Raw genomic sequence first — 13168 nt, forward strand, 5'->3', positions numbered from 1 at the left:
GTTTCCTTAAAAAGTGATTGCTTCTGCAATCACTTTTTTGTTTATAATCATAAAATTATGCGCTTATAGCTTAACTGGATAGAGCAGTTGCCTCCTAAGCGACCGACGTGGGTTCGAGTCCCGCTGAGCGCATAGCCTTTTTAATTAATCTTGCCTTCCACAAGCTGCTGGTTAAGTAAGGTTTTCGCCTGAGTTTGCAGTTGTTCTGCTTTTACAGTTTTTCCAGCTACCGACTTTGCCTGATCATTAAAATAACTAAAATGAGATTTCTCATTTTTTCCTGCAAATTTTAATGCCACGATTTGATTCTGGTTAAATGCATTCGCCCATGCATCTCTGACTGCGCTCCAGTAAGTCGCATTCTTCTTCCAGTAATCATAAGCAGCCTTGAAATCATAGCCTTCAACTTTGTTGTACTGGTTAACCCCTAGCTCACGAGCAAGTGCTGTATTGGTTTTGGTATCAAATTTAATATTGTCTTGCTCATGCACCCAGCCTGTTGCAGTGAAGGCATGGCGATTGATCCCAATAATCACGTCATAATCATTACGCGTGGTATGCTCACGGCGTGGTAACGGGCGGTAGGTTTCATTGGACACCCACTCCACTGCACCATTGTCTTTGGTCCACGCACCCAAGCCTGCATAACGAGGTGAATCATCGACTTGCCATACCGTTTGCAGCCATTTACCTTTGCTCTGTTCTGGCTTTAAATCAATACTTTTCCAGCGATAATCACCAATATAACTCCACATCTTGGTCGGTTCATATTCCCAATCCTGACGCCAGTGCTTCACCACATGCCCCTCTGCAACCAGAATATGCTGCAACGACACTTTATTCGGGGTATTTTCTAAAACCACAACAGTTTCATAACCACTCGATAAGTCATCTTTTTTAACTTTATAGTCTGGTTTGAGTGAATAAAGCTCTTCAAAGCGAAAATCTACTTTGTATTCCCCTGCCATTTTCAGGATGGCCTGACGCGCTTGTTCTTGTGTCAGATTTTCATGCAAAGATTGCTGTTGTAAAGCATCCGCCAATTTTACTGGCTGTTGTGCAGCATTCACACTACTGATCCCCATCATCAGTGCAGTTACAAAAACATAAGACAACTTAAGCTTCATATAAAAAATCTCAACTCGACGCTAAATTACTGAATCAATTAAATAAAGCAACTTTCCCTAGTTCAGTCGCTTGTATCTTTTTGAAATAAACCTGTAAAGCATTGTAAATTATTGTGAGAATGATTACCATTTAATTTATGGAATAATTTTCATTGCGATTAACTATTGTGAATATACTCTCTCCTCAATTCTGTTCTAAACCTAAAGTTTTATTTGCTTCTCTTTTAGCAGCAGGTTTGATTTCTCCTTCTGTGTATGCAGCCGAGCAATCAACTTATGCAGTTACCAAAACACCACTGCATGTTCTCGATACCATTGTGGTGACAGGCACACGTTCAGAAAAAAAATTAATTGATAGTCCGATTCGAACTGAAATTATTGATGAAGAAGAATTAAGAAGAACCAATGCCATTACCTTAAAAGATGCTTTGGAAAATATTCCAGGCATCTTGTTAAGAGAAATTCATGGCAAATCAGGTTATGAAATTTCATTACAAGGTCTGAGTAGCGATCAGGTGCTGATTCTGATCGATGGTCTGCCACTTGCTGCCAGTACCAGTTCTACTGTTGATTTAGATCAATATTTAATTGGTGGGATTGAGCATATTGAAGTTATTAAAGGTGCAGCTTCGGCACAATATGGCTCATCTGCAATGGGTGGTGTGATCAATATCATCACTAAAAAAGTGCAAGACGGTGTTGCCATTTCAGGACAAGTCGATATTGGATCTTATGGTAAACAAAATGCAGATGGTAAAAATACATCAATCAATAATCACCATCAGAAAATCAGTATTGAAGCAGCAAATGCCACTTTAAAAGGTCGTATCATCGCAGACCAGTTTAGTAGCGATGGCTTTGCCGTTAACCCGAACGATTATCCTCAACAAGGTGATGAGCAAAAGCGTCAGCAATATGCATTTTATGGGGCATGGCAGCCTTCAGACCAATTTATGCTGTGGGCGGATTTCAATGAATATAAAGAAAAAGATCACCAGCGAAGTCTAAATTTCGTTCCGCCATTTTATTTAAAACAATACAAACTTGAAGATATTGAACGCCAACGTTTCAGTGCGGGTTCACAGTTTAATTTTATCAAAAACAGCAAAATCGATTTAAAAGCTGTCCATGAAACCTATGACTCCACATCGACTCAAACCACAAATGGATATCTTTCTGCTTTAAGACACTCGAATCAGGAAAATAATCATTTCAGCTCGCAACTGACGTTACCCAAATGGAATAAGCAAAACTGGCAATTGGGCTATGACTGGCATGAAGAAAAGTTAGAACAAAGCAATAACGGTAAATTTGAGATGCAAGGTGGTTCGGTAAAGCGGGATCGTCATGAATTTTATGTCCAAAATGACTTTAATCTCGTACAAAACCTTGATGCTGTGATCGGCTGGCGTTTCCAGAATGATGATGATTTTGGCGATCACAATGCCTTTAAACTCAGTACCAAATATCGTTTTTACGACCAGAATGATCTACTCGCCGATCTACGCCTGAGTTATGGTCAAGGCTATCGCGTACCTAATTTAAAAGAACGTTTTTATTCTTTTGATCATAGTCACTTAGGCTATATCGTCATTGGCAATCCCAACTTGAAACCAGAGTCATCAGACAGTTATCAACTTGGATTAAGTCTGGTTCAAAATGATCATTGGAATGCAGATATCAACCTGTTCTGGAATGATATTCAGGACCTGATCCAAACCGATTTTGATAATGCCACGACAGTAAATGGCATCACTCAATACAGCTACAGCAACGTCGCCAAGGCGGAAACCAAAGGAATTGAAACATCTGCCAAATGGAAGCTGACACCTTATTTCTCGGTGAATGGTGCGTATACCTATACCGAAGCAAAAGATAAAACCACCAATACCCTATTAACACGCCGCCCTAAACATATTGCCCGTTTAGGTGCCGATTATGCCTTGAATGATCAACTTGATTTGACCTTACGTGGCCGTTACCAAAGCGATGAATACGGCGATAGTGCCAATCAACAACAGTCGCCAAGCTGGGTAACCTTCGACTCGCAAGTGGATTATCGCATCAACAGATACATCAGTGCTTTTGCGGGTATCGACAATATTTTCAATGAACAACGTAATTTTTCTAGCGCAGTAGATTATCGCCCGATTGCCGGTCGATATACCTACATGGGGCTTCGCTTTAACTGGAACAGTAATCTGAAATAATCTTCATAGGATCAATATCAATGTCTCATCTTAATTTAGCCAAGTTATTTGCTTTAAGCACCTTAAGTACCCTTCTGATCGCTTGTGGCGGCGGAGGTGGAGGTGGATCATCAGATAACAGTGGAACCAGCAATCCGCCTGCGACCAATACCGATCTATTTACAGTAAAAGGTAAACAATGGTCTTTTCAGGGAAATGCGACTGAAGCTCAATGTTATGATATTGATCTTCAACAAGCCGTTAACTGTACGAGTACGGATTGGGATATAAAAGCAGTAATAAATAATGGTAGACCTACGATTTCGAGCAATGGTGGTGCTAGTGGCACAGGTAAAGCTGCTGTTCTTTACTCACCATTTGATGCAACTTGGGCCGATTTATCCAAGCTACTTGATGCAAATAAACAAGGAAATGATGTGATTCCTGCATCAGCATGGTCTCAGGATACATATAGTAATGGATTTACCGCAACAACAGGTTATGGCTTTTTAGAATATAATTTGTTTGGCAATCACTTTATGTCACCAAATTTTAAAATCTATTTTGTTACTACAGATACAAGCAATAAATCCACAATAGGAACAGAAGAAAAACCTGTATATGCTGTACAAATCTATAATTATTATAATCAATTAGGTGCATCAGGTTATATCAGTATTCGCTATATTGATACGCGATACCCTGATGTCGTGAGAACAATTGAGAATATTGATGCGACAAATGGCTGGGCTTATTTAGATCTAAAATCAGGTGTTGCAACAAACTCAGCAATCCAATCATGGCAGTTAGCTTTTAATCGTTATAATGTCCAAACCAACACAGGTATTGGTAGTGTTGTTGGTTTACAACCTACTGGTTTCTATGATGCCGAAGATAAGCCAATTATTGAAAAATTCAAATCAGCCTCAGCTTTAGTTGATACTTTAGCTGAACTAAAACAAGCAGCAACGACCGTAAAAACAGTAAATAGCTGGACAAATAATGGGATTAAATCATTACTCAATCCAGACTATAAAGGTGCATACGGTAGAGAACCCCTTAATTTTGGCTGGTATAATTACTATTCAACTGATGCTTTAGCTGCGCCTGTGGGTTTAAAAGCGCACATGCTTAAAGCAAATCCAGAAGCAGCATCTCTTATCCGTGGTAATACAGGCAACAGTTATGCACGCTTGCATCTCAAAGAGATACAATATGCTGATCCTAATAAGTTAACAGACACCACATGGACCTTTGAACTGGATATCCAGCCAGCCAAATAAGTCATAAAAAAACGGAGCATCTGCTCCGTTTTTCTTTAGGTATAGCTCAAAACTAGTCGATCACACGAATTGGTCGGATTCTTCTTAGTCTTAAAGTCATTTCTTTTAAAACATAGTTGGTTGCAACAACCAATATAAATCCAATGATGAATGAACCAACGATATCGAAAGGAAAATGTACACCCACAAAAACTCTGGATACACCCACCACCAGACTCAGTACCAAGCCCAATATTCCAATCTTTTTAAATCCAGCCAATAAATAAGAAAAGGCAATAATCACGATGGTTAAGGTATGCTGACTTGGAAAAGAGGATGAAGCGCCATGACCAATCAATTTGTCGCCCAAATGCAACTGGAACGGTCGAGGATGATGATAAAAGAATTCGATGAGGTCACTTATAACCAGTGAAAACAGAACGATAAATAAGGTTTTTGCAAACAGAAGACCGTACGTTTTCCACTGGATCACGACTAATAGAACCAGAAAACTGATGAAAACCGTATTCAGGTCTTCCGCTAGAAAAATTGCGATCTTATCTAAAACAGCATAATCCTTAGCAAAAGTGTTGATACTGTTAAACAAAGCAATATTTGAGTCTTTAAAAATCATTTTCCGTTGCTATCCATACTATCCATGACAGATTTCTAGCCCCACCATACAGGACTAAAATGTAAAAATTATGAATTTTTATTGTTTATTCTGCACAAATTTGCAAACGCTACTCAACCACAGGTTGCTTATCTTTAGCATTTGCCTGCTCAAAAGTTGAATATCCACCATAACCATAGACTTTCACTTGTTCATTGAGCGAATAATCCGTACCAACAAGTATTTGCTTGGCATCGAAATCAGCCGTACCATTTTTAAAACTGGTTGAGTTCTAGCTATATTGAGCCTTGACTGCCCATTTTGACTGATTTGGCAACTTATACTCAGCACCAATTAACCAGCCTTGCGAATCATCGATATCAACTGCTGCCTCATCATTTCCTTTTTTATCAGTAACTTTAGAAGTTTGATATAAGGTTTTTAATGCCAGATTCCCTTGATATCGGCTTTATTACTGATATAGTTATTAAAACTATCGAATGGACTGGATAAGTCTTTTAGCGGGGTATTATGTTTACCTACTTTCACTGTACCTAAACGGTCATCTTTCAAACCAATAAAACGATTACGCTGCGACCAGTCTGTTTTATCGCCATCTGCATAAAAGGCCCATTCTGCTAAATAAACAGCACTTCAATATTCGGTTAATTTCTATTCGCATTTAATCGCAACAAATGAACTATTACTGTTCACTTTGCATACATCTCGGTTTGATGAATTGGCATTTATCTCAGGTAAATAATCTAAACTGGCATCAATTTCGCCGTAGAATTTTGGTGCTGCAAATGCAGAACTTGCTGCAAGACTCATCATTGTGACGAATAAATTTGCAGCCCCAATGTTATCTTCCAAACCATCTCAAAAAAATTAAAAGAAACCTATTTCGCTATATTCCAAGCAAAAAATAAATAAACAGGGATTCAAATCAAATGATGTGCTTTTATATCTTCGACATAAAAGCACATGAATAATCAGAATTACAGATTATAAAGTGGAAAAACACCAAATATCAAAGCACTGCCCATGAGTACGCAACAGGTAATAAATGCCCATTTCAAGGTAAATTTCTGGTGATCGGCTAATTCAACAGAGGCTAAACCACAAAGTAAGTAGGTTGAAGGAACCAATGGTGATAATAAATGGATCGGCTGGCCAATAATCGATGCGCGTGCAATTTCAACAGGTGCAATCCCATAATGTGATGCAGCTTCAGCCAAAATTGGTAAAACACCAAAATAGAAAGCATCGTTCGACATGAAGAATGTTAAAGGCATGCTCAGAACACCCGTGATTGGTGCCAGATAAGGCCCTAAGCTTGGTGGAATAACAGCAACGAAACCCTTAGACATCGCTTCAACCATGCCTGTGCCCGATAAAATACCTGTGAAAACACCCGCAGCAAAGATTACACCTACAACAGCCAATACGCTATCCGCATGCATGGCAATCCGTTTTTTCTGCATATTGACGCATGGATAGTTCACCACCAATGCAATACAGAAGCCCAGCATAAACAGGATCGACATTGGTAAAATCCCTTTCACCAAAGAAGCCATTAATACCAGCGTAAGAATACCGTTAAACCAGCGTAAATGAGGACGTTGCGCTTCTGGATCTTTCGAAATAGAAATATCGTCAGCATGGCTGATATCAACCAGTTCAATCACACCTAGACGTTTACGCTCATATTTGCCGTATAGATAAGCAAGGAAGAATAACCATGCGGCAGCAATCACCATCGAAGGAATCATTGGAATAAAGACTTCACTGGCGTCGACCTGAAGAGCACTCGCTGCACGCGCTGTTGGGCCTCCCCACGGCGTAAGGTTCATCACACCACTACAGAGCAACATTAAACAGGTCATGATCAGTGGATTCATCCCGACACGTTTGTACAACGGCATCATTGCAGCCACACAGATCATGTACGTGGTTGAACCATCACCATCCAGAGAAACAAGCAGGGTTAAAAAGACAGTTCCTAGCGTAATCTTTAATGGATCACCTTTAACTTTCTTTAAAATCCATCTAACCGACGGGTCAAATAAGCCCGAGTCAATCATTAAAGCAAAATATAGAATGGCGAAAAGTAACATCACGCCTGTTGGAGCAAGCTTCTTAATACCATCCAACATGGTATTGCCAAGCTCAGCCAACTGGATATGACTCAGACTTTCAAAATAGAAACCTAAGCCCCAGGCAATAATAGCGAAGATAAAAGGGATTAAAATTAATGCAACCAATGCACTGAGACGTTTTGACATGATCAAATACATGAAACACATGATCATGCTGATACCTAAAAAAGTCAGCATTTAAAGCAATCCTTAGCCTGATAAGTTTTTTTTATGGGTAAACACCTTACCCGAATTAAGGACAGATTCTATGCGATTTAACTTTAAGCAATTCATTTAATTTTATTATATACCCATCCCACCCATTCACATGAAAAATGATTTAAATTACAGCTCAAACCAATAGCGATATAATATTTTGATTATTAATAATTATTTATATTTTCAGCCCAACTTAACTGAGTAAAATAAAATCATATCAGGAGATTTATATCATTATATATTAACACATAATGTTCCATTATGGTGCAATAATCGATTAAAAAATAACAGAACCCTAAATAATGAAAATAAAAATAAATATCATTTATCTCTCTAAAATCTCATTTAGTACAAAATACACTCAACTATTTTCTAATCATTATGTGATAGATTACAACAATAATTATTTTGGGCCAATATATAAATTTTCACATTTTGAGAATACAACCCTACATTTAAAGCAGGTAATTCCACTTTTATTCACTCAATATTCATTTAATGAAATATCCAGTAATTTTTGATGATTTGAGATATAAAATCCAAATCACCAAAGATGCATATTGATCGTCATCTCTCTTTCAAAAACAGTTTATCCCTCTCCGCTATCCAGAAAAATAAAAGCCAAAAAGAGAGATGAACCTCATGTTTACGCTTTTTTCACCTTATTCCTTGCATGTTGAGGCATAATGTCAGCAAATTATTTTTTGTTGACCAGATTTAAGGTCGACCATCAATCTTATTCATCATTAAGTCTCTTCTATTAATAAACATGAACGGAGCAACAATGACACTTTCATCTATACAACAATTCAATGATGCTGCATCCGAACATATGCATTCTATCTTTAGTCAACAGCGTGATGCTTTCGACGCAAATCCTTATCCAGATTTAGAACATCGTCGTACCAAAATATTTCAAATTAAAAAACAAATTATTCGTTATCAAGATGTGATTGCGGCGGCAATTCATACAGATTTCAGTTCCAGATCTGTTGATGAATCCAAGCTGCTGGATTTACTTGGCTCAGTTCTAGAGGCAGAACATGCAATTCGTCATTTAAGACGCTGGATGCGCCCGAGCAAACGTAGCACCGAGTTATTATTTTTATCTAATCGTCTTCGCGTGCAATACCAGCCTAAAGGTGTGGTCGGGGTTATTGTGCCTTGGAACTTCCCTGTTTATCTCGCCTTAGGTCCCTTGATTGCAGCCATTGCTGCGGGCAATCGCGTGATGATCAAGTTGCCTGAAGTCACCCCAGCAACCAATGCAGTGGTTAAACGTATGCTGGCTGAGGTTTTCACTGAAGATGAAGTTGCTGTTTTTGGTGAAGAAATTGTCGATCCTGCACAATTTACATCTTTGCCTTTCAACCATATTGTGTTTACTGGTTCACCTGCGATTGGACGAGTGGTGATGCGCGCTGCTGCAGACAATCTAACGCCTGTAACACTTGAATTGGGAGGTAAATCACCTGCCCTAATCAGTCGTAACTACCCTTTAGCTGATGCGGCAAAACGGGTTTTACATGGTAAAGCGACCAACTGCGGGCAAATCTGTGTTGCGCCAGACTATGCTTTAGTCCCAAAAGAACAAGTTGATGCATTCGTCACGGAATGCCAATCTAGCTTCACCAACATGTATGGAGCGAACATCAGTAACAATTCAAACTACACCTCCATTGTGAATGATCGCCATCTCAAGCGTTTATTAGAAATACTAGATGACGCCAAAGCTAAAGGCGCCCAAATTATTGCTTGCGGCGAATATGATCGTGATAAAGATGCTCGTCGTATGCCTGTTCATCTGGTACTGAATTGCACACCAGATATGTGTATTTTAAAAGAAGAATTATTTGGGCCTGTACTGCCTGTTGTCCCTTACGATAGTTTAGATGAAGCCATTCGATATATTCGAGAAGGTGAACGACCGCTGGCTTTATATTGTTTTAGCCATGATGCGAGCGAGCGAGAGTACATCTTAAAACAAACCCATTCCGGTGGCGTGACCATCAATGACTGGGGCTGGCATGTGGTCAATCATGATGCGCCTTTCGGTGGTATTGGTAACTCAGGCATGGGGACTTATCACGGCGAAGAAGGCTTTAGAGAACTCTCACACGCAAAAACCGTCTTTGCCCGTCATCGCTTCTTCCCGACCCAACTGTTCTATCCACCCTATGGCACTTGGGTACAAAAACTGGCATTACGTTTCTTCTTGAAGCAAGGCGATCCGAATATCAAATAAGTAAAATGCAATAAAAACACGGTATATTGGAAAGCATCTTGTGATGGGATGCTTTTTATCTCCCCTTCTTCTTTTACCTTCAAGTAAAATTGATGAGATAGAAGATGTATAGTCACTCTAGTTCTTAGAATAAAATCATTCAAATGTTGTGAATTGACTTAAAAAACACCTAAAACATAAATCATAAAGAAATAAATCCTATTTTTTACAAAAAATCTTTGACCAAATAAAAAACTTTTTTTTCAAAATTGCAAAAAGAAATGATTATTATTTTAGAATAATAATTTATATTTATCATTATTTTACAAATAAAAACACATATGTATATAAATTTTTTAAGATTTATTTTTGTCCATTTTCATCTTTCTGTTAATACTGCTTAGTTCATTTAGAACATTTACTCTTATTTTAATTATGGTATTTTTGTTACATGAAGTTATAGCCAATCACAATAGATAACTTTTTTGTTGTCAGATCATAGCTTCTTAACACTAAAGAATCTTGAAGTTCAAGGAAAGATTTACAATGAAATTAAAACATCTTAGCACTGCCATGATCTTAGCAACGCTACCTGCAACTGGAGTTTTTGCAGCAGCGTTGGACCGTTCAGGTCAATCTATTTCTGCTTTTTTACAGCCGGGTAACTATTTTGAAGCGGGTATCTCTGTCCTAGACCCAACAGTGAAAGGTCAGGAAGCTGGTACATCAGCAACTACTCGTAAAATTGGCGATATGGGTGATGATTACTATTTCCCTAGCGCAGCATTAAAACTTCAACTCACTGATAAATTCTCTTTCGGTCTTCTGTATGACCAACCATTTGGTGCTGATGCAAAATATACTGGTGATAATGTTTTTGTTGCATCACCAAATGATCGCGTATTAAGTTCACTGCCTGTCACAACATCATCAATTGGTGGAGCAACAACTGGAAATACTTCTGTTGAGGTTGATTCACAGAACATTTCTATGATTTTCGGTTTCCAACCAACTCAAAATTTTAATATTTACGGTGGTGGTGTATACCAAACAATCAAAGGAAATGTGCATTTACGCGGTTCAGCTTATAGCGTGTTCAACGGTTATGATGCCACTATTAAAGAAGATGGTGCTGTAGGTTGGTTAGCAGGTGCTGCTTATCAAATTCCAGAAATTGCACTTAAAGCATCTATTACTTATCGCTCTGAAGTTGACCATAAGTTTAATGCAAGTGAAAATTTAAGTTTAGCATCTCCTTTAGCTACTGCATTACCAGGACTTGCTGGACAACTTCCAAGCTTAGGTTTAACACCTCAACAAATTGCTGCAATCGGTCAAGCTGTAACAGGTTTTGCAGGAGCAAACTCAGCTGAAGGCCAAACTAAAATCACTACCCCACAATCTGTTAACCTTGATTTCCAAACAGGTATCATGGCAAATACAGTTGCATTTGCAAATGTTCGCTGGGTGAACTGGAAAGACTTCTCAATCACTCCTTACAAATTTGGTAAAGCAGCTGAAGCAGTTGGACCATTAGTAAATCGTCCAAATGGTTTTTCTCTAGTTGAATACGCTGATGACCAATGGTCTGTAAACGCTGGTGTTGGTCGCAAACTGAGCGAGCAATGGGCAGGTAACGTTTCTGTAGGTTGGGATTCTGGTGCAGGCAACCCTGTTACGACACTTGGTCCAACTGAAGGTTACTGGAACGTGGGTCTAGGCTTACAATACAGCCCTACCCCTGCGACATTTATTGCGGGTGGCGTAAAATACTTCTGGTTAGGCGATGCTAAAGCACAAACTGGTGCTCAAGCAGGCGGCAATGACTATGTAGCTAAGTTTGAAGACAACAATGCAATCGCATATGGTTTAAAAATTGGTTATAAATTCTAATCCAATAATTTAAATCAAAAGGTCATCTCAGGATGGCCTTTTTTTATACAATTTTAATAAATAAAATCAAAATAATAGATAAACTCCCCTGCTCATTTATCACACGCAATCCACCAATATAAAACCTGAATGCTCAAGTATTTTTGGTGACCTTGCCAGTTCATTTATGGACATTTGTAAAATATTTAAGCCTCTAAAAATTATGATACTTTTCGCGCCATTCTGTTACAAAGTGATTTGAGAGAACATATTAATGAAGCTGAATGCTATTCAAACGGCTCTTCTACTTAGCTTAGTTCCAACAACGACAACATTTGCCGCAGCATTGGATCGCTCAGGCCAATCAATTGCAGCGTTCCTCCAACCAGACAATTATTTTGAAGCGGGTATTACGATTCTTGATCCAAATGTATCAGGTAAAGACATATCACAAAACAATACAGGCAATATGGCGAACCATTACTACTCGCCAAATGCTGCTTTAAAAATTCAGGCAACGGATCATTTTTCAATTGGTTTGATTTATGACCAGCCTTATGGTGCCGATGCAGAATATACAGGGCATAGCAACTTTATCGAAAGCCGCCCTGTTCCTTTCAAAGGTGGTACATCTGTTACGGTTGATACTGAAAACTTAAACCTGTTATTTGGTTACCAACCGAACCAGAACTGGAACCTGTATGCAGGTGCGGTTTACCAGACCTTAGACAGTACGGTGTTATTACGTGGCCAAAGTTATAGCGCATATAGCGGTTATGATTTCAAAACAGGTCGGGACGAAGCAGTTGGCTGGTTAGCAGGTGTGGCATATCAAATCCCTGAGATTGCACTTAAAGCCTCTGTAACGTATCGTGCCAAAATCAAGCATGAAATGAATGCTTATGAAACTCATGGTGTAGCAGGCATGACGGGTAATCCCGCTTTTGATGCTGTTTTAAATAAAATTAATAACTCAGAAGGTGTGACAGAAATTACGACACCTCAATCTGTTAACCTCGATTTCCAAACTGGCATTATGGAAAATACAGTTGCGTTTGCCAATCTACGTTGGGTGAACTGGAAAGACTTTGCCATTCGTCCTTATAAATTTGGTGCTGCTTCGACTTTACCCCCAATCATCGCATCAACAGGTAAAAAAGACGGTTTCGATCTAGTCGCTTATACCGAAGATCAATACTCAATTACTGCGGGTGTAGGTCGTAAAATCAATGATCAATGGGCAGGTAATCTATCTGTAGGTTGGGACTCTGGCGCTGGCAACCCAGTCACCACATTAGGCCCAACTGAAGGTTACTGGAACGTCGGCGTAGGTGTTCAATATAGCCCTACACCGTCTACCTTTATTGCGGGTGGTGTGAAATACTTCTGGCTCGGTGATGCAAAAGCACAATCAGGTTCTCAATTTAATACACCGGGTTATGTGGCTGAATTTGAGAATAATGATGCGATCGCATATGGCTTAAAAATTGGCTATAAGTTCTAATGATTAACCTATAATAAAAG

General features: G+C 38.9%; 8 protein-coding genes, 1 tRNA gene and 1 pseudogene. 6 read left to right on the forward strand and 4 right to left on the reverse strand.

Annotation, left to right across the window (positions count from 1 at the left end; all coding sequences use genetic code 11):
- Positions 1-59 precede the first annotated feature (59 nt).
- Positions 60-132: transfer RNA gene (locus EC846_RS17030), tRNA-Arg, on the forward strand.
- Between the two features lie 8 nt (positions 133-140).
- Here EC846_RS17030 and EC846_RS17035 read toward each other — a convergent pair.
- On the reverse strand, positions 141-1127 hold the full coding sequence (locus EC846_RS17035; protein WP_004775281.1) for a DUF6607 family protein: 987 nt from the start codon (positions 1125-1127) through the stop codon (positions 141-143).
- Between the two features lie 152 nt (positions 1128-1279).
- On the opposite strand from EC846_RS17035, the gene EC846_RS17040 reads away from it, so the two are divergent.
- Entirely contained in the window at positions 1280-3337 is a 2058-nt protein-coding gene (locus tag EC846_RS17040; RefSeq protein WP_123775861.1) for a TonB-dependent receptor plug domain-containing protein, read from the forward strand.
- Between the two features lie 20 nt (positions 3338-3357).
- Positions 3358-4599 (forward strand): HmuY family protein, encoded by a 1242-nt coding sequence (locus EC846_RS17045; RefSeq protein ID WP_123775862.1) that lies wholly within the window; start codon positions 3358-3360, stop codon positions 4597-4599.
- Between the two features lie 52 nt (positions 4600-4651).
- Here EC846_RS17045 and EC846_RS17050 read toward each other — a convergent pair whose 3' ends face one another.
- From EC846_RS17050 to EC846_RS17060, 3 genes and pseudogenes are all read right to left on the reverse strand, one after another.
- Complete coding sequence (locus EC846_RS17050; protein WP_004775287.1) at positions 4652-5212, reverse strand: phosphatase PAP2 family protein; 561 nt, start codon at positions 5210-5212, stop codon at positions 4652-4654.
- A gap of 109 nt (positions 5213-5321) precedes the next feature.
- Positions 5322-6025, reverse strand: a pseudogene (locus EC846_RS17055) (porin).
- Between the two features lie 164 nt (positions 6026-6189).
- The gene (locus EC846_RS17060; protein WP_004775289.1) at positions 6190-7527 is read right to left on the reverse strand and encodes a CitMHS family transporter; all 1338 of its coding nucleotides are present in this window, start codon (positions 7525-7527) and stop codon (positions 6190-6192) included.
- Between the two features lie 805 nt (positions 7528-8332).
- Between EC846_RS17060 and EC846_RS17065 the strand changes: the two genes are divergently transcribed.
- The 3 genes from EC846_RS17065 to EC846_RS17075 all read left to right on the forward strand — a co-directional run bounded on the left by EC846_RS17065 (position 8333) and on the right by EC846_RS17075 (position 13148).
- Positions 8333-9793 (forward strand): coniferyl aldehyde dehydrogenase, encoded by a 1461-nt coding sequence (locus EC846_RS17065; RefSeq protein WP_123775863.1) that lies wholly within the window; start codon positions 8333-8335, stop codon positions 9791-9793.
- A 525-nt stretch (positions 9794-10318) separates the two neighbouring features.
- Complete coding sequence (locus EC846_RS17070; RefSeq protein WP_123775864.1) at positions 10319-11665, forward strand: outer membrane protein transport protein; 1347 nt, start codon at positions 10319-10321, stop codon at positions 11663-11665.
- Between the two features lie 253 nt (positions 11666-11918).
- Positions 11919-13148, forward strand: a complete 1230-nt coding sequence (locus EC846_RS17075; RefSeq protein ID WP_123775865.1) for an OmpP1/FadL family transporter — start codon at positions 11919-11921, stop codon at positions 13146-13148.
- Positions 13149-13168 lie beyond the last annotated feature (20 nt).

Source organism: Acinetobacter sp. BIGb0102, assembly GCF_003815055.1.
GTDB classification, from domain to species: domain Bacteria; phylum Pseudomonadota; class Gammaproteobacteria; order Pseudomonadales; family Moraxellaceae; genus Acinetobacter; species Acinetobacter vivianii.

Coding starts and splice junctions, on each gene's coding strand:
- EC846_RS17035 (WP_004775281.1), bottom strand. CDS start 1,127: ATGAAGCTTAAGTTGTCTTATGTTTTTGTAACTGCACTGATGATGGGG.
- EC846_RS17065 (WP_123775863.1), top strand. CDS start 8,333: ATGACACTTTCATCTATACAACAATTCAATGATGCTGCATCCGAACAT.
- EC846_RS17070 (WP_123775864.1), top strand. CDS start 10,319: ATGAAATTAAAACATCTTAGCACTGCCATGATCTTAGCAACGCTACCT.
- EC846_RS17060 (WP_004775289.1), bottom strand. CDS start 7,527: ATGCTGACTTTTTTAGGTATCAGCATGATCATGTGTTTCATGTATTTG.
- EC846_RS17075 (WP_123775865.1), top strand. CDS start 11,919: ATGAAGCTGAATGCTATTCAAACGGCTCTTCTACTTAGCTTAGTTCCA.
- EC846_RS17045 (WP_123775862.1), top strand. CDS start 3,358: ATGTCTCATCTTAATTTAGCCAAGTTATTTGCTTTAAGCACCTTAAGT.
- EC846_RS17050 (WP_004775287.1), bottom strand. CDS start 5,212: ATGATTTTTAAAGACTCAAATATTGCTTTGTTTAACAGTATCAACACT.